At 42.2% G+C, this 18,230-nt stretch carries 18 protein-coding genes; 13 read left to right on the forward strand and 5 right to left on the reverse strand.

Translation table 11 applies throughout. The features are described from left to right. Positions 1–255: 255 nt before the first annotated feature. The gene (gene pheS, locus IQ13_RS12305; protein WP_144886678.1) at positions 256–1,287 is read left to right on the forward strand and encodes a phenylalanine--tRNA ligase subunit alpha; all 1,032 of its coding nucleotides are present in this window, start codon (positions 256–258) and stop codon (positions 1,285–1,287) included. A 52-nt stretch (positions 1,288–1,339) separates the two neighbouring features. Here pheS and IQ13_RS12310 read toward each other — a convergent pair whose 3' ends face one another. Continuing rightward, positions 1,340–2,230: a hypothetical protein gene (locus tag IQ13_RS12310; protein WP_144886679.1), complete on the reverse strand. Its 891-nt coding sequence runs from the start codon at positions 2,228–2,230 to the stop codon at positions 1,340–1,342. Between the two features lie 83 nt (positions 2,231–2,313). Here IQ13_RS12310 and IQ13_RS12315 point away from each other — a divergent pair, with 83 nt between their 5' ends. The 4 genes from IQ13_RS12315 to IQ13_RS12330 all read left to right on the forward strand — a co-directional run bounded on the left by IQ13_RS12315 (position 2,314) and on the right by IQ13_RS12330 (position 5,673). Next, positions 2,314–3,162 (forward strand): 3-hydroxyacyl-CoA dehydrogenase NAD-binding domain-containing protein, encoded by an 849-nt coding sequence (locus tag IQ13_RS12315; RefSeq protein WP_144886680.1) that lies wholly within the window; start codon positions 2,314–2,316, stop codon positions 3,160–3,162. Between the two features lie 74 nt (positions 3,163–3,236). Then, positions 3,237–4,223, forward strand: a complete 987-nt coding sequence (locus IQ13_RS12320) for an NAD-dependent epimerase/dehydratase family protein (RefSeq protein WP_144886681.1) — start codon at positions 3,237–3,239, stop codon at positions 4,221–4,223. 41 nt (positions 4,224–4,264) lie between these two features. Beyond that, the gene (locus tag IQ13_RS12325) at positions 4,265–4,519 is read left to right on the forward strand and encodes a hypothetical protein (protein WP_144886682.1); all 255 of its coding nucleotides are present in this window, start codon (positions 4,265–4,267) and stop codon (positions 4,517–4,519) included. 65 nt (positions 4,520–4,584) lie between these two features. After that, entirely contained in the window at positions 4,585–5,673 is a 1,089-nt protein-coding gene (locus IQ13_RS12330; RefSeq protein WP_144886683.1) for a carboxypeptidase-like regulatory domain-containing protein, read from the forward strand. An 87-nt stretch (positions 5,674–5,760) separates the two neighbouring features. Here the strand turns inward: IQ13_RS12330 and IQ13_RS12335 are convergent, their stop codons facing one another. Next, positions 5,761–6,717 carry a UDP-3-O-(3-hydroxymyristoyl)glucosamine N-acyltransferase gene (locus IQ13_RS12335; RefSeq protein WP_144886684.1) on the reverse strand — a complete coding sequence of 319 codons (957 nt, stop codon included), beginning with the start codon at positions 6,715–6,717 and terminating at the stop codon, positions 5,761–5,763. A gap of 647 nt (positions 6,718–7,364) precedes the next feature. On the opposite strand from IQ13_RS12335, the gene IQ13_RS12340 reads away from it, so the two are divergent. From IQ13_RS12340 to IQ13_RS12375, 7 genes are all read left to right on the forward strand, one after another. Continuing rightward, entirely contained in the window at positions 7,365–8,243 is an 879-nt protein-coding gene (locus tag IQ13_RS12340; protein ID WP_144886685.1) for a YicC/YloC family endoribonuclease, read from the forward strand. A 55-nt stretch (positions 8,244–8,298) separates the two neighbouring features. Beyond that, positions 8,299–8,796, forward strand: a complete 498-nt coding sequence (locus IQ13_RS12345) for a gliding motility lipoprotein GldH (protein ID WP_144886686.1) — start codon at positions 8,299–8,301, stop codon at positions 8,794–8,796. Continuing rightward, positions 8,796–9,767 (forward strand): sensor histidine kinase, encoded by a 972-nt coding sequence (locus tag IQ13_RS12350; RefSeq protein ID WP_144886687.1) that lies wholly within the window; start codon positions 8,796–8,798, stop codon positions 9,765–9,767. Before IQ13_RS12345 ends, IQ13_RS12350 begins: the two co-directional genes overlap by 1 nt. A gap of 32 nt (positions 9,768–9,799) precedes the next feature. Further along, positions 9,800–10,510, forward strand: coding sequence for a response regulator transcription factor (locus IQ13_RS12355; RefSeq protein WP_144886688.1), 711 nt, complete (start codon positions 9,800–9,802; stop codon positions 10,508–10,510). Positions 10,511–11,258: 748 nt separating this feature from the next. Beyond that, a complete protein-coding gene (locus IQ13_RS12365; RefSeq protein ID WP_144886690.1) occupies positions 11,259–11,999 on the forward strand; it encodes an alpha/beta hydrolase in 741 nt (246 codons plus the stop codon). A 51-nt stretch (positions 12,000–12,050) separates the two neighbouring features. Next, the gene (locus tag IQ13_RS12370; protein ID WP_144886691.1) at positions 12,051–12,893 is read left to right on the forward strand and encodes a maleylpyruvate isomerase N-terminal domain-containing protein; all 843 of its coding nucleotides are present in this window, start codon (positions 12,051–12,053) and stop codon (positions 12,891–12,893) included. Between the two features lie 34 nt (positions 12,894–12,927). Beyond that, positions 12,928–14,007, forward strand: a complete 1,080-nt coding sequence (locus IQ13_RS12375; protein WP_144886692.1) for a glycoside hydrolase family 130 protein — start codon at positions 12,928–12,930, stop codon at positions 14,005–14,007. On the opposite strand, the gene IQ13_RS12380 is transcribed toward IQ13_RS12375, so the two are convergent. Both IQ13_RS12380 and IQ13_RS12385 read right to left on the reverse strand, forming a co-directional pair. Further along, a complete protein-coding gene (locus IQ13_RS12380; protein WP_144886693.1) occupies positions 14,008–15,858 on the reverse strand; it encodes a BatD family protein in 1,851 nt (616 codons plus the stop codon). 42 nt (positions 15,859–15,900) lie between these two features. Continuing rightward, positions 15,901–16,617 carry an SDR family oxidoreductase gene (locus IQ13_RS12385; RefSeq protein WP_144886694.1) on the reverse strand — a complete coding sequence of 239 codons (717 nt, stop codon included), beginning with the start codon at positions 16,615–16,617 and terminating at the stop codon, positions 15,901–15,903. Positions 16,618–16,703: 86 nt separating this feature from the next. On the opposite strand from IQ13_RS12385, the gene IQ13_RS12390 reads away from it, so the two are divergent. Continuing rightward, entirely contained in the window at positions 16,704–17,402 is a 699-nt protein-coding gene (locus IQ13_RS12390) for a YjjG family noncanonical pyrimidine nucleotidase (protein WP_144886695.1), read from the forward strand. A gap of 165 nt (positions 17,403–17,567) precedes the next feature. On the opposite strand, the gene IQ13_RS12395 is transcribed toward IQ13_RS12390, so the two are convergent. Next, a complete protein-coding gene (locus tag IQ13_RS12395; protein ID WP_144886696.1) occupies positions 17,568–18,224 on the reverse strand; it encodes a phosphatidylserine decarboxylase family protein in 657 nt (218 codons plus the stop codon). Positions 18,225–18,230 lie beyond the last annotated feature (6 nt).

Genomic DNA, 18,230 nt, shown 5'->3' on the forward strand with positions numbered 1-18,230 from the left:
TCGTTTCGGTGGCAAACATAACAAAAAGAAGTACGAGGTAAGAGGTACGAAGTACGAAAAACCAAAATCCAAAAAAGCAAAGTCCAAAGAAAACAAGGCACAAGGCTCAGGGCACAAGAGAAAAATCCTGTATATCCCCCTGAAGTGGGACTTTTTGCTTGCTGCACAACCTTGATTCAGTACAAAAATTCAGAACAGTCACAACTATCAACCAGAAACTGGAAACCAGAAACTTCAAAGAATTATCTTTGCGGCATGGAACAGGTGTTACAACAGATTGAAACCTTAAAGAAAGAAATTGAAACCTTACAGATCGATAGCGCCAAGGCGTTGGAAGAGTATCGTATTAAATTTCTTGGCACCAAGGGCTTGGTAAAAGCGCTCATGGGCGAAATGAAGAATGTGGCCAACGAACAGAAGAAAGCCTTTGGTCAAACAATGAATGAGTTTAAGCAGTTTGCAGAAGCGAAATACGAAGAGTGGAAAGCATTGGCCGGTAATGGCACCGATGATACGGCTGCTAAAATTGACCTTACGTTGCCCGGCGATGCGTTGCCCATTGGCAGCCGTCACCCCATCAGCTTAATGCGCAACCGCATGGTGAATATTTTCCAGCGGTTGGGTTTCTCTGTTGCAGAAGGTCCGGAAATTGACGACGACTTCCACAACTTCACCGCTCTTAACTTACCCGAAAATCATCCTGCACGTGATATGCAGGATACATTCTATATCAGCACCGATCCTGCATGGCTGTTGCGTACGCACACAAGCAATGTGCAGATTCATGAAATGCAGAAAGGTAAACTGCCCATCCGCATTATTACACCGGGTCGTGTGTATCGTAACGAAACCATCAGTGCAAGAAGTCATTGCTTCTTCCACCAGATCGAAGGTTTGTATGTAGATGAGAAAGTAAGCTTTGCCGATTTAAAGCAAACACTCTACTTCTTTGTACAGGAAATGTTTGGCAAAGATGTAAAGGTTCGTTTCCGCCCTTCTTACTTCCCGTTCACCGAGCCAAGTGCAGAAATGGATATCAGTTGTTTGTTGTGTAACGGCGATGGTTGCAGTGTTTGTAAAAAAACAGGCTGGTTAGAAATTCTTGGTTGCGGCATGGTGCACCCGAAAGTGTTGGAGAACTGCGGCATCGACAGTAACAAATATTCAGGCTTTGCATTTGGCATGGGTATCGAACGTCCTGCATTGCTGAAGTATGGTATTAAAGATATTCGTCTCTTCAGTGAAAACGATGTGCGTTTTCTGAAACAGTTTACGGGAGCGGTGTAATTAAACAATAAATCTATGTGCAAAAGGTAACAACTAAAACTGTTGCCTTTTTTTATTGTTTTATTTTAAACACATACTTTGTTCCAACTTCAACACTGCTGTATCTGAAATCGTGAAAACCTTGCTGCAGCTGTAGCTGCCAGTTGAAACCCGGCTTTACAGTTCCTGCTTTTATACGACCAACTACAGGCTTGTCACCATTGTTTAAATAACCAAGATAACCCGCCACATTTGTTTGCAGCTGAAACCGATTGTGATTGTATTCAATACCTGCTCCAAAAAGAAATGCATCATTCTGCGGTATATCATTATTCAATTGCCAGACTAAAAAACCGGCCATAGCCGTATATCGCCATTTATTGCTTTTTGAAAAAGAGCCGCCCGTTGATGCATCAAAAAAATAACCAGGTGCGTCTGTCATGCGTGCAGATGCAACATCGGACGAAGTTGGATATCGATAACCCACCCTCACAGCAAGCGTATGTTTATACTTAGCAGGATCGAGCAACTGTATATTAATATTCATGTGTACATCTCCGATTGCCTTGCGGTTGTTGTACGACAGATAAAATACATGCCGTTCTGTTTTTAATGCATGGCTCATCTGAAAATATTCAACAGGCACCCACATTGCATCAACCGATACTTTGTTTTTAACGATACAATAACTGCCTTTCAGCACAGCGTTGAAGGTACGGTCGCCCGGCATAAAATGTGCAGCGGCAGCAACAGTTACAGAATGATTACTGTCAACTGTTCCGTTTGTAACAGAAGGAACAGGAATTGCATTTGGACCAAGATAAGCAGGACTGAATTTGATATAGTGCCTCCAGTGTGTTACACCATCCCATTGAACATTACGTTCCCACCAATCGGATGTTTGGGCAATGGAAAAAAGACATAAAAAGATTGCAGATAAAAAGCAGGTTAGTCTGATATACATGTAAATTTTTGGATGACGCAAAGTACTACAATTCTGAGCGGAATTCAATTACTGAAATTATCTTTACCCTTCAACTTTCAAGCATGATCCAATCAATTTGCGTTTGCGGTGCAGGAACAATGGGCAGCGGTATAGCACAGGCTGCTGCACAAAGCGGCATTTATACACTGCTGTTCGATCTGAACACGGACGTATTACAAAAAGCAGAAACATCCATCAACAGCAATCTCGATAGTTTAGTTGCCAAACAGAAAATAACAGAAGAACAACGCTCTGCTGTAAAAGCAAATCTGCAATTCATCAACGATATCAATTTTTGCATCGCCGATGTAATCATTGAAGCCATTATTGAAAAGCCCGAAGCAAAAATTGCGTTATTCAATCAATTGGCAGAAATCAACCACGGCGATACCATTTTTGCCAGCAACACTTCATCGCTCTCTATTTCACTGTTGCAAAAATCCATCCAGCAACCGCAGCGTGTAGCAGGTTTACATTTCTTCAATCCTGCCACCATTATGAAACTGGTGGAAGTAGTGCGTGGTGAGCAAACAAGCGAAGAGGTGATCAACACATTGGTTGCTTTAACCAAACAGCTGAACAAAGTGCCGGTGATTTGCAAGGATTCGCCCGGCTTTATTGTTAACCGTGTAGCACGCCCCTATTATATTGAAGCTTTGAAACTGGTGGAAGATGGTGTAGCCGATTTTGCAACAGTAGATGCATTGCTGGAAGCAAGTGGTTTTAAAATGGGACCGTTCAAACTTATGGATCTGATTGGCAACGACATTAACTATGCTGTTAGCTGCAGCGTGTATGAGCAGCTGGGTAAGCCCGAACGCTTGAAACCCTCTCCCATTCAACAAGAAAAAGTGGAATCAAATAAGCTTGGTCGAAAAACCGGCGAAGGCTATTACAAGTACTACGGATAATTGTATAATTGCTCAATGATAATCGAACGCACACCTTAATTTTACATTTTCTATTATAAATTATCCATTCCACCATGGTCTTCGTTACCGGCGGCGCAGGTTTAGTTGGCTCGGCATTGTTAAAACAGTTGTTGCAGGAAAAGCAGGGACCCATTAAAGCATTGTACCGTACCTCGATGCCATTGCTGTTAAGCGAAGAAGAAAAACAACAGATCGAATGGATCAAAGGTGATGTGCTCGACGTAAATCTGCTCGACGAAATCATGCAGGATTGCGAAGAAGTATATCATTCTGCTGCAGTTGTTTCGTACCACAGCAGCCGCAGGGAGCAGATGTATAAAATCAACATCGAAGGTACGGCCAACATGGTGAACATGGCACTCGCCAATAATATCCGCAAGTTTATTCATGTAAGTTCGGTGGCAGCGATTGGTCGTCTGCGTGCAGGTGAAAAGATCAATGAAAAAACGGAGTGGACAGAAGAAACGAACAACTCGCACTACGGCAAAACAAAATTTTTATCGGAGATGGAAATATGGCGGGGTATCGGCGAAGGGTTGAATGCAGCCATCGTTAATCCATCGGTTATACTGGGCGAGTCGAATTGGGAAAACGGTTCGGTGGCCATCTTCAAAAAAATATACAACCAGTTTCCCTGGTATACCAACGGCGGTACCGGCTTTGTAGATGCGAAAGATGTGGCTGCTGTAATGATCCGTTTAATGAAAAGCGATATAACAGCCGAACGTTTTTTGTTAAGTGCAGAACATTTAAGTTTTAAAGAGCTGTTTACCAAAATTGCTGCCGGTTTTGGCGTTCGTGCACCACAACGTTTAGCTCAACCCTGGATGGGTGGTATTGTATGGCGATTGGAAGCACTCAAAGCGATGTTCAGCAAAAAGGAGCCCTTGCTCACCAAAGAAACAGCCAGCACGGCACAGGTAAAAACATTTTACGATGCATCGAAAGTACAACAGATGCTGCCGGGTTTTCAGTTCACCCCCATTGATGAAACCATTGAGCGTACCTGCAACTGGTTAAACGCGTATTATCATTTATAAGCCGTTTGCAAACATCAGCAGCAAAGCAGTTAATCCATTACATGAAATTTTATCAATCACCTTTAGTTATCGGCGCTGCAGTTTTGCTTTGTTATGCTGTCTATCTTTTCATTAACGATCTGCAGCACCCCGAAAGCTGGGGTATTTTATTAGCTGTACCCATGTTGCTGATTGCAGTAACCGGCTTCATCGTTCATTTCCTGTTTAAAAAAATCATCGGCAACAATATCCGCATGCAGTTCTTTATTGAACTGGCCATGCTCCTGTCTATTGTACTGATTATGCTCATCCGTTAATGTTTTGTTGTGCGGTTTCCTGCGGGCGGGAAATTGTTTATTTTTAAACCGAACAATCATCATTTATGAAAACATTCCTTTCCATTATCCTTACGCTTTGCATCAGTTCTGCATCTGCACAATCTTATTTCTATATCAAAGGCAAAGTTGTTGACGACAGTACACGTTCGCCACTCGAAGGCGCATCTGTGCTTTGCCAGAACACCACCAAAGGAACCATCACCAACAAGGAAGGTGAGTTTAAGATGGAACTTCCTTCGGGCGGACATAACCTTGTAATTACGTACACCGGTTATGAAACCGAAAGCATCCGCATCAGCTCTTCGCAGGATAACAGTAATGAGTTAACGATTATTTTAAAGAAAAAAGAAAAGAAACTGGAAGAAGTGGTCATACAGGCCAGCACTGAAGTAAAAGACGGCTGGACGAAATATGGCGCTCAACTCAACGATTATTTTATCGGCAGCACACCGTTTGCCAAACAATGCAGCATCGTTAATCCCGAAGTATTGAAGTTCTATTTCTCCCGTAAACGAAATGTATTAAAAGTAAAAGCCGAAGAACCGGTTGTAGTGATGAACTATGCACTGGGCTACCGCATCCAGTACCAGCTCGATTCGTTTATATACGACAACAATACCAAATTCAGCGCTTATGCGGGTGTAGCATTTTATACCGAACTGGATTCTACTGCCGAACAAAAAACTATCTGGAAACAAAATAGGGAAAAAGCCTATTACGGCTCACGTTTGCATTTTATGCGTTGTTACTACGACAGTACGTTGAGCGAAAACGGTTTTGCCATAGAACATGTGTATACCGACAGTGCAAGCGGCAAGCCCAAAATAAGTTCACTTAAAAATCCTTACGACTCTGCTGTGTATGTACTGGTTGATAGTGTTGATAAAGAAATAAACCTGTTTGGTAAATACCGCATCGTATATACACTTGCGCCAATGGAACGGGAATACCTTGTTGCCAACAAATATCCATTAAGTGCAAAAGAACAACTATCCACATTAGAACTGCTGAACGGTTTTGTAATTACTGAAAACGGATTCTTTTACGAGCAACACGAAGTGATCAACAGCGGCTACTGGGCATGGAAAAATTTAGCCGATCAACTGCCGTACGATTATTGGCCGGAGGAATAGAAGAAAGTTGTTAGCCGACGGTAATTAGCCCTTAGCCGAGTCGAGATTGACAATGTCTGCCAAAAATAAAAGCAGCTTACGCTGCTTTTATTTTTTCCCTTCCAGCCCTTTCACCTTCTCCCACAGTTCAGGTATGCGTTTTACCCAAACCAGTTCACGGCGTTTGTAACCGGCTTCTTCCGCAGGGTATCCAAAATAAACTTTGTTGGCATCGAGCGATGATGGTACACCTGTTTGTGCAAGCACGACTGTGTTTTCGCCAATGGTTAAGGTTTTACTTACACCTACCTGTCCCCACAGCACCACACCATCTTTAATATCAACAGCACCGGCAACACCAACCTGTGCAGCAAACAAACAGTTTTTGCCAATCACACTGTCGTGACCAATATGCACCTGGTTATCGAACTTGGTACCACGGCCAATAACCGTATCGTGTGTTACACCACGATCAATGGTACAACCAGCACCTATTTCTACATTGTCTTCTATTACTACACGGCCACAGCTTTCCATTTTTTTATACCACACATCCCGGTTCTTTTTGGTGTTGTAGTAAAACGCATCGCTGCCGATAACTGTACCCGCCTGTATAATGACGTTGTCGCCAATAACGGTATAACCAAGTATGGTTACGTTAGGATGAATGATGCAGTTATTTCCAATGCGCACATGCTCACCAATAAATGCGCCGGGCATAATTACTGTGCCTTCCCCAATAACAGCTGTCTCACTGATGGGTGAAGTTGCAGGCGTAAACGGACGGAAGTGACGAACGATTTTTAAATAGGCTTCAAACGGTTCGTCGCACACCAGCAATGCCTTTCCTTCGGGTACTGTTGTTTCTTTATTGATGATGATGAAACTTGCAGCAGAGTTGATGCACTTATCATAATACTTCGGATGATCAACAAACACCAGGTCGCCCTCTTCTACTTTATGTATTTCGTTAATGCCTGTTGCTAGCCCATTTTTATTTCCGGTAACAACTGCTCCAATAAGTTCGGCAATCCATTGTACCGGCACCGGCGAAGGAAACTTCATAATCAGAATTTTGCCAAAGGTAATGTGCTTTCATGTTGTTTGCATAAACCTGTTGCGGCATTCATTTTTCCATTTAAAAGCAATTAAACAAGGGTCTGAATAAAAAATTTTTAAATTTTTTTTGCTCCGGAAAAAGCAATTTTTCTGCCGTTAAAAAGTGAAATAAACACACTGTTGCAAACCGCTGATCTACTTTTTTATTTTATAACATACGTGTAAGCAACAAAAACAAAATCGCTGAAACACTTGCGTACAAGGCATTTCAGAGAATTACTTTTTTAAAGCAACAAGTATGCTTACTGAACTGATAAAACTGTTTGCTGAAAAAATCGTTTTGTAAGAACGCTTACAAGCCGCAAAACGAATAATCCTTTTCCACAAACATTTTTAAAATGTGAATAAAATTTTTTTGAAAAGTTTTTATAATCGAAGAATTTATTTTTAATATTGTGACGGAAATGAAAGTTTCCGGTACTTACTAACCCATCCATCATAAAAGCTCGGTGTCTTCCGGGCTTTTTTGTTTTAGTTCTCTACGTATTAAACTTTGTAGTGCGAACCATTACAAAAAGCATCTGCATCAACAGAATTAAAAATAACTGCACACACACGACTTTAATTTGTTTACATTGCTTTAAAAATAAGGTATGCTGAAATCAATGACCGGTTACGGAAGAACCGAAGAAGCCGCCGGTGACAAAACATTCCTGGTAGAAATAAAATCGCTGAACGGAAAACAGTTTGAACTGAACCTGAAACTTACGCCGTTATTAAAACCTTACGAGTTTGCTATCCGCAATATGTTATCGGAACAACTGCAACGTGGTACAATTGACTGTACTATTTCTTTAAAACAAAACGGCGGCAGTGGTGCTATTACCATTAATAAAGAAATGGCGAAAGCCTACTTTCAACCGCTGAGCGAAGTTGCTGCAGAACTCAATCTCGGCTTAAGCGAATATATTCTTGCTGCTATGTTGCGTTTGCCCGATGTGGTAGTACCCAACACCGAAGTATTAAGCGAAGAACAGTATGGTCAGTTTCAGCAAAGCATGCAAAACGCCATCAACGCCATCAACAAACATCGTATGCTCGAAGGATCGGCGCTGGAAAAAGATCTCATCGAACGCATCAACAATATTCTTGCCTACCAGGAAAAAATTTCCGAACTCGAGCCACTCCGTCAACATAAAATGAAAGATGAGCTGCGCCGTAAAATGGAAGAACAGGTAGGTAAAGAAAATTACGATGCTAACAGGCTGGAGCAGGAAATGATCTACTACATCGAAAAGATCGACATCAGCGAAGAGCAGGTACGTTTACGTAACCACTGCGATTATTTCCTCAACATCCTCAAAGAAGGCGACGATTCAAAAGGTAAAAAACTTGGGTTTGTGTTGCAGGAAATTGGCCGGGAAATTAATACCACGGGTGCCAAAGCCTACGACTCGGGTATTCAAAAGCTGGTTGTGTTAATGAAAGATGAACTGGAAAAAGCAAAAGAACAGGTGTTGAACGTTTTATAAGAAGCTGTTTGGGTTTTACCTTTCCGCCGTATTACATTTGTAAAAACATTCCGTTTTGAAACTGTTGCAACGTTCATACTCCGCTTTCCTTTTTTACAGTGCGCTTTTTTCTTCACTTGTTTGGCTGGGCAGCTGCAGCTCGCTGGATGCATTTGAAAAAAATGCAGAAATTCCCAAACACGAATGGTATTACAATTACCAGCCCGAAGTAAAATTCAATATTACCGATACGGTTTCGGCATACAATGTTTTTGTAACCCTGCGTCATACCGATGCGTATGCGTACAAAAATATCTGGATCTATCTTTCTACCCGTCAGCCCGGCGATAGTACGTTTCAAAAAGAGCGTTTCGAATTAACCCTACAGGACCAGGAAGGGAAATGGATCGGTACCGGCATGAGCGATATTTTTGAAATTCGCTATCCGCTGTTCAACAACATCCGTTTTAAAAAACAGGGTGAGTACAGCATCCGCCTGCAGCAAACAATGCGTGACAATCCGTTGTTACATATCATGAATGCAGGTGTCCGCATTGAAAAAGTAAAATCATAATGGGCTTTACCAATAAAGTATACAGTTTCCGCAGCTTCTCCTTTTGGTTTTGGGTGTTGCTGATTTATGTAATTGTTGCGTTGGTTTGGTGGTTTGTTTCGCTTGAACGTTTAACAGCCGATATGACGGCGTTGAAACTTGCAGAACTAAACCCCAAAGCTGCCGATTTCGATTTGTTGCGGGAAGATGTATTACTCTATCAAAAACGACAAACCGCCAAATTTGTTGGTGAAGGTGTGGCCTTTCTTGCATTGATTCTTGCAGGTGCATTTTTTGTTTACCGCTCCATCCGTAAGCAAATAGAAGTATCGGCCTTACAGCAGAATTTTATGATGGCGATTACACACGAGCTGAAAACGCCCATCGCCACTACCCGCCTCAGCCTCGAAACGGTGCTGCGTCGCAAGCTCGATGAAGTACAGCAGCAGAAACTGTTGCTGAGTGCCCTCAGCGAAACCAACCGCCTGAACATTCTTACCAATAATATTCTGCTGGCATCGCAAATGGAAGAGAAAAATTTCCAGCGTGAAAATGAAGAAGTAAACCTGGCCGATGTAGTGGAAACGGTAGTGAGCGATTATAAAAATCGTTATCCCAACCGCCATATTGAAGCAAGTGCCGATAAAGACTTGTTTATTGAAGGCGATGAATTGCTGATACAGATTGCCCTGAGCAACCTCATTGATAATGCCTTGAAATATGCCCCCAAGGACAGCCCGGTGTATGTAGACCTGATGAATGATAACGACAACATCCAAGTGAAAGTAAGCGACGAAGGTTCGGGTGTGCCGGATGAAGAGAAGCAAAAGATTTTCGAAAAGTTTTATCGCAGCGGAAACGAAAACACCCGCAAAGCAAAAGGTACGGGCTTAGGGTTGTATCTTACACGTAAGATTATTACCGATCATAACGGTGACATTTTCGTGATGGACAATACGCCGCACGGAAGTATTTTTGTAATTCAGTTTTAAATAACAACAGCGCTTGCTGTTTTGTATACACTATGTCGCAGGCAAAAGCATCCATATTATTGGTAGAAGACGAAGAGCATTTGCTCGACGCACTGAAGTTGAATCTTGAACTGGAAGGTTACGAAGTAACAACAGCAGGCGATGGTGTGGCTGCATTGAAGGCAGTGGAGAACGAATATTTCGATCTAATTATCATGGATGTAATGATGCCCGAAATGGATGGTATCAGCGCTACCGAAAGTATTCGCATACGCAAGAACGATGTGCCGATTTTGATGCTGAGTGCCAAGAACAGCAGTACCGACCGTGTGCTGGGTTTAAAAAAAGGTGCCGATGATTACCTCACCAAACCGTTTAACCTGGAAGAACTGTTACTGCGTGTAGAAAAGCTGATTGAGAAGAACAAAAAAATACAGGACAAAGATACCATTGGCGAAACCTACAGCTTCGGTAATAACAGCATCGATTTTAAAGCACAGGAAGCCACCAACTTTAAAGGTGAAAAAATACAGCTGAGCAAAAAAGAAAGTATGCTGCTGCACCTGCTCATCGAAAACAAGAACGAGGTAGTAACCCGTGAAAAAATTTTACAGGTTGTTTGGGGCTACAACGTATATCCTACCACACGCACCATCGATAACTTCATCCTCAGCTTCCGTAAGTATTTTGAAGAAGACAGCCGCAACCCGGTTTATTTCCACTCTGCAAGAGGTGTGGGGTATCGGTTTGTGATTGGGGAGTGAACCTGATAATTAAGATAATTACAGCTTTTGCAACAGTATGGAAAACAACGATACTATTTTCTCAGATATTCAAAAGTCTGAAACAGAAGCATCTTATTTCAAAAAATTCTCGGCAAGCTTGATCGACTGGATTTTTGAGTTAGCACTAATATTCAGTTCTTACATCTTTTTGCCCAGAAGTATCATTTTAGAAATTTCGGATTCAGATTCAATTCTGCGATTCTTTATCATATTAATCTTCATTATTCTTTACAGGCTTGTATGCCTATTGTTGTTTAACAAAACAATCGGCATGGGACTGTTACGCTTAAAGTATCTCAACAGCAGTTTACAACCGCTATCTGTTAAAGAGAAGATCATTGCATCTTTCGCACCAAAAGTGTCGGATATTAAAACATACAACAACGGCTAATAAGATTTTTCTTTCCCAGCAACGTCTCCCGATAGATAATGCTGACATTTAGCAAAAAGTTAATGGGGACGTTGCGTGCTACGAAGGAAGCTAATATCTAGCATATGTTTGTTATTGCATACTCATCTACTTACACGCAACGTCCTCCTCGAACTCTGTAATAAAATTGCAACTAATTGCAAGGAGAGACGTTGCTGAGAAGAAATTTGTTCGAAAGTATGATCATTGGAGTATAGTGAACCTCTGCTTGATTTGATTTTTTATAGGTTGGTGTCTCGAGGGTGATCGATAAGAAAAGTGGATTGTATGATTATCTTTAGAACAAAAAAGTGACCCATGGCAGCAACAAAATGGACCATCAAAAGAGTTCTCAAAACAATTTGGGTAGCTGCAGGTCTGCTGTTCACTTGCTGCATGATCTATTCTTATCAGGCAAAAAATGTAGAGCCCGCTTTGCTTAAAAGCGATACAAACCTTATCGTACAACAAACCGATTCGTATTACCTGTTCACTCCACGCCAACCGTTTACCCAAGTCGTATTTTTTTATCCGGGCGCTATGGTTGAAACAAAAGCGTATGCTCCGCTTTGTAATGCACTTGCTAAAAAGAATCTTCAGGTGTACTTAATTAAAATGCCGTGGCGACTCGCATCAAAAGGTTACAACAAACCAAAAGAACTCAAGTTATTTACAGACAGCAGTAAAACATTTATTCTTGCAGGCCATTCCCAGGGAGCAAAAATGGCGGCGCAGTTTGTCTATGAAAATCCGGGGCTGATCGATAAGCTTATCCTTATCGGCACTACCCACCCACGGGATATTTCATTGGCCGAAGCAACTATTCCAATACTTAAAATTTATGGCACAAACGATGGCGTTGCAGATGAAAAAACAATTATTGCCAATAAGCATCAACTTCCGTCTGCAACAAGCTTTGTAAAAATAGAGGGCGCCAATCATGCTCAGTTTGGCTATTATGGTTTTCAGTTGGGCGATGACAAAGCCAGCATCAGCAGAGAGCAACAGCTGCAGTTAACTGTAAACAGCATCATAAATTTTTTGAACAGCGAGCGTTAATTGCTAAAGCATCGAGCCGTTGCTATAAGAAGGTTTTCATTAATTTTAATCATGCCATCATCAACCTATCCTCCCCTCAACACCCTTCCGCTTATTCCGAAGCTGGATGCATTACTGATTGATCTATTGCAATCACTATCGCCGGAAGAATGGCAGGCGCCAACAGTTGCCAAACTGTGGACGGTGAAGGATGTAGCTGCACATCTGCTCGATACAACGTTGCGGAATATCTCTACCTCACGTGATGGTTTCTTTGGTGAAAAAGCGGAGAACATTCATTCCTATGCCGACCTGGTTGCATTCTTAAACAACCTCAACATGAGCTGGACTAACACGGCCAAACGTATCAGTCCGCAGTTATTAATCACATTGCTGCAACAATCTTGTAAGGAGTATGATGCACATCTGCAAACACTCGATCCTTTTGCTCCTGCCATCTTCTCTGTTGCATGGGCCGGGCAGGAAACATCACCCAACTGGTTTCATATTGCAAGGGAATACACCGAAAAATTTTTACACCAGCAACAGATACGTGATGCAGTTGGTAAACAGGCTTTGTTTACCAAAGAACTGTTCGGTCCGTTTATCGATACGTTCATGTACGCATTGCCACACACTTATCGGAACGTTGATGCTGCCATTGGTACAACCGTAAAAGTGGTTGTTACAACGGATATTGGCGGCGAGTGGATCATCTCTAAACAAAAACCAGGCTGGCAGTTCGTTTCATCAATCAGCACTGAACCCAATGGCTCACTGTCCATTGATCCAAACACTGCCTGGAAACTGTTTTCGAAAAGTATGCAACCTGCAGATGCATTACCGCTTGTTGAACTTGCAGGCGAAAAAACACTTGCAGCAAACGCTTTGCAAATGGTTTCGGTAATGGCATAACAGATTTTGCTATCTTACAGCAAACAATTCAACGATGCTTCGCTCCTGCTTTTCGGCCTGCATATTTGCAGTTTTCTTTTGTGCATGTAATCAAACTCCACAACAAAATAATAAGAACTGGACTTTAACAGGCTTTGTAAAAGAGGACAGCCTCAATCCCATCCTTCAACCCGATTCGTTGCAGCAATTTGTTTGTCCGGTAAGCAACCAAACCGTGCAGTGGGAAGAACGGAATGTATTAAATCCTTCAGCTGTTGTAAAAGATGGAAAAGTGTATTTGCTCTATCGTGCACAGGACCGAAACATGACTTCCCGTTTAGGGCTGGCCGTTAGTGAAGATGGTTTGCATTTTACAAAAATGAAGCAGCCGGTATTCTATCCTTCCAACGACAGTATGCAAGTCTACGAATGGAAAGGCGGCGTAGAAGATCCTCGTTTGGTAGAAAGCGAAGACGGTACGTACATCCTCACGTATACTTCATACGATGGCAAAACAGCCAGGCTTTGTTTAGCTACTTCAAAAGATCTGCAAACATGGACCAAACATGGTCTTGTATTAAGCGATGCAAAGTATAAAAACAGCTGGTCGAAATCGGGAGCAATTGTTGCAAAACAAAACGGAAGCAAAATGATTGCAACAAAAATCAACGGCAAGTACTGGATGTATTTTGGCGATACCGATCTGTTCATGGCATCGTCTGCTGATCTTATTCACTGGACGGTTGCAGAAAATGAAGAGAGCAAAAAGATGATCAGTGTACTGCATCCACGCATGGGCTATTTCGACAGCCGCCTGGTTGAACCGGGTCCGTATGCCTTACTGAAAGACGAAGGTGTGTTGCTCATTTACAATGGCAGCAATGCCGCCAACTTCAATGATTCTTCAATGCCGAAGTTTACCTATGCTGCAGGCCAGGCGTTGTTTGCAAAAGATGCACCGTGGAAACTCATCGGCAGAACCGATTCGAATTTCATTCGTCCTGATAAAGATTATGAACGTATTGGCGAAGTAAATGAAGTGTGCTTTGTAGAAGGGCTGGTGTACTTCAACAATAAATGGTTGTTGTATTATGGTACAGCCGATTCTAAAATTGCGGTGGCGGTAAAAGAATAACTAAACGGAATGTTTTGTTTCGATCTGTTGTAACAGGTTATTCGCAGCATGCAATAATTCTTCCCGGTCGTCATTCAATTCAACCGGGCTAAACACAGCCAGTTCGCAAGTGCTCATGATTTGCTGATATTGTTCTGCTTCGTCCATCAACTGCTGCTGTTTTAGTAAGGATACTGTAGACAGCGTATTCACTGCTTGTGCCTCCAGTTTATACCGATCAATCATATAATCCTGCATGCCCTGCATCAGCATGGTATAAAACTGTTTTTTATGTGTGCTGTTTATGGTATCGGCAGCTGGCTGTAAAAAATTTTCAATACTTGTTTTTGCTATTTCAGGTATTGGGTTATCTTCTGTAAGGGGAGTTACTACAGCCGTTTCCTTTTTTGTTCGCTTTGCCTGTATCAGCAATACAGCTATCATCAGCACTAAAATTATTGAGCCAACCGAAGCTACCCAAACCCAACGAGGCGTTCCCTCATCTTCCAACACAGCCTGTTCAAATACAGGCGTTTTCCGTTTTACTGCTGCGGTAACCTGCAGTTGCAGCGTATCACTCTTAAGTGTGTGATAGGTTTTTGTTGCTTCATCGAAATACGAAAACTGAATAGCCGGCACAACAAAGGTGCCCGTTTGTGTAACAGAAAAGGGAATATCGAATGTTTTGCTTCCGCTGATGGGCGCATGTTGTTTATCGAGATTTTCTGTAAGTCTTGCGTCGAATGAATCAACCCCTGAAGGCCATTTCACCACCGGCGCTGTAATCATCGGTAGATTTCCTTTGCCTTTAATAACAATCCGTAATGTGGCATTATCGTTCGCTGCAATACGATTGTTGAGCAATGCTGTTTCCATCGTAAATGTTCCCACTGCGCCATTAAAACTTTCCGGTTTGTTTTTTTCGGGTACGTCCAGCACTTTTACTTTCAGTTCATCGCTTTTCAGTACCACTCTTTCTTCTATTGTACCCGCACTTTCTATCTCCGCCTCTTTCATTTTATCCATTACTGCGTCGAGCCAGGTACTGGTTTCTTTTGTACTGCGTACTTTTGCTTTAATTAACCGTACAAGATTTTCTACTTCAACCGGCTCAATGGTCAGTTCGCCCGACTGCAACGGAAACAACTGTACTTTGCGAATGAGATAGCAGTTGTACATCTTGCCGTTGACCATTTCTTTTGAAAAATTTCCAGACTCAGGTTGTTCCATATCCACTACCGAAAAACCATTCAGCGATGGGCGTTTAACAATCTTCGATTCACTGTCGAGGCGTGTAAATAATTTAAACGTAGCAAGCACCGGTTCACCTACATAGCAACGTTGTTTATCGATGGTTGCTTTCACAAAAAGATTCTTTGTAATTTTTTCTTTGAAGGTTTCGTTCGGCAGTAAATAATAATCCGGACGTTCTTCTGCAACAGCCTGTTCGGCGGCCGGCTTGACAAAAATTACCAAACCAAGCGAAGTAACTATTTTGCCACTTGCTTTAACAGTGGCAGGTTCAATTGACAAGCGTCCTTTTGTTTTTGGGCGAAGTGTAACCGTGTACGTTACATATTCGGTAAGCGAACCGTTGACCCAGGTTACACCAGTTGTTTTATCGTAACCACCTATTTTTTCAAAATTGTGGAAAGCAGGCGGAATAAATTCGTCTACCTCATTAGTGCCTTCAACCACAAACTGCAGTTGAAATGTTTCAGTTAACTGCACCACTGTTTTACTGGGCAATACGGCCAGCTTTACCTGTGCAGTTGCAACAGTGATAACCAGTAACAGTATTGCTGTGCAACTAAAACGATATAACGGCTGCGTGTACATACGGTACAAAATTAACCGAAGATGAGCGGGCATGTGTTGCCGCTGCTGTAAGTTGCTGTTAAAATCAATCAGTGGTTACAAATCGCCCAGTTGCGGACGAATAACAAGCTCTTCCACACATGCCTGTGGCGATAATTGCGAACAGCTGAAAACCATTTGAGCAATATCTGCTGCTTCCATAATGCGTTTATCCGAATTGTCATAATCGCCCCAGGAATCGGTTAGCACAGCACCGGGAAAAACAGACGTTACTTTGATTAAATGCTGCTTCATTTCCTCCCGCAGGTTTTTGCTGAAGCCGTATAATGCAAATTTACTGATACTGTATGCGCCGCCGTTTGCATAAGCGTTGAGTGAAGCAATAGAGCACATGTTGAAGATGTGTCCTCGTGTACCCGATACCGGACTTTGCTTCATCATTTGCGGTAACAGTTTGCGGGTGAGGTGATAGGCGCTGTACAGGTTTACAGCCATCATTTCTTCCAGCACACCACGTTCTTCGTTATGTACACTGCCGGGTAAAAAATTACCGGCGTTGTTTACCAGCACATCGATATTGATGCTGTTATCCAAAATCCACTGGCCAAAATTTTCCACTTCTTCCTGTTTGCTCAGGTCTCTTGCTTTGGCTTTGATTTTTACCCCCGGATATTTGGTGAGCAGTTCTTCCATGGTTTTGTACAAGGCCACTTCGTTTTTCGAGCACAGGTACAACGCATGCCCATTGGCAGCATATACTTCTGCAACAGCTTTGCCGATTCCTCTAGACGCTCCGGTAATAACAACGTTCATGATTTCAGATTTTAGATTGTAGATTGCAGATTTTTAGCAGACTGTGCAATTACCACAAATCTAAAATCGTAATTCTGAAATCTGAAATGAAATATCGTCACTTGTTTTTCGATCTTGATCATACCCTGTGGGATTTTGATGCCAATGCCATGGAAACGCTGGCCGATGTGTACCGGGATCTGCAACTGGAAGCAGCAGGCGTAAACGATTTTGATGCGTTTTGCAAACACTACCTGCATCACAATGCCGTACTGTGGGATCGCTACCACAACGGTTATATTTCTGCTGACGATCTGAAATGGAAACGGATGTGGCGCACCTTGCTGGAGTTTAAAATCGGCAGTGAAGAACTGGCCCGTAAAATGAGTGGTTATTTTCTGGAAGTATTGCCTACCAAACAAAACCTGTTTCCGTACACACACGAAATACTGCAACATCTCAAGGAAAAAGAATACAGGCTGCACCTTATTACCAACGGGTTTGAAAAAACACAATGGCGCAAACTCGATAACAGTAAGCTGGGTCAGTATTTTGAAGAAGTAATTACCAGCGAAACCAGCAACAGTGTAAAGCCCAACAAAGAAATTTTTGATTATGCGTTGCGCATTACCGGTGCAGAATTGCAGCAAAGCATTATGATCGGCGATAATTTAGATGCAGACATTAAAGGTGCGATCAATGCCGGCATGGATTCCATCTTTGTCAATCACATCAATGCCGATTTAAAAGGAATAAAGCCGACGTATGTAATTACGCATTTGAAGGAGCTGGAGGGGATATTTTGAGCATTGTAAGTTTATTAGATGCTAATCAGTGTCAAGTATGGGCCCTTAAACTTTTGTTGTATTTGAATAAAATCAAGTTAAAATACAACAACACTATTGAGCAAATGAAAGCCCGATTCAAAGAACCGGGCTTTAAAATTTGATTTCCTTTTTTGCAACTCACTATCAGTATTCTGCCAGCACGGTAACACCACCTTTCACCACTTCGTTCAACTTTACATTGATCTTCGTGCCAACAGGCAACAGAATATCCACACGTGAACCAAATTTGATGAAGCCAAGCTCTCCGCCTTGTTCTACTTTTTGTCCGGGCTGCAGGTAGTTGACAATGCGTTTTGCAACAGCGCCTGCAATTTGTTTTACGAGGATAACAATACGATCATTGCTGAGTACAACACTGTGGCGTTCGTTCTCGGTGGATGATTTGGGATTCCATGCAACGAGGTATTTGCCTTTATGGTATTGCGAATAGTTGACTTCGCCTGCAATTGGATTGAGGTTCACATGCACATTCGCCGGACTCATAAACACACTCAGCTGAATGCGTTTGTCTTTGAAATATTCTTCATCCACAATTTCTTCAATAACCACCACCTTACCATCGCAGGGGCTGTAAATGGCATTGGGATTAATGGGTGTAACACGACGAGGTATGCGGAAAAACGAAACGATAAACAAAAAGAAAAACAAGGTTACTGCAAAAATGAGCCATGCAACAACGGGTAATACCGGGCTAAGAAAATTAAACGCAAGCAGGTTAATAACTACAAATAAAACTGCTGCAATGGAAATACTCTTAAAGCCTTCTCTGTGAATTGTCATACAAGA

It is taken from the genome of Lacibacter cauensis (genome assembly GCF_007830055.1).
Lineage (GTDB): Bacteria > Bacteroidota > Bacteroidia > Chitinophagales > Chitinophagaceae > Lacibacter > Lacibacter cauensis.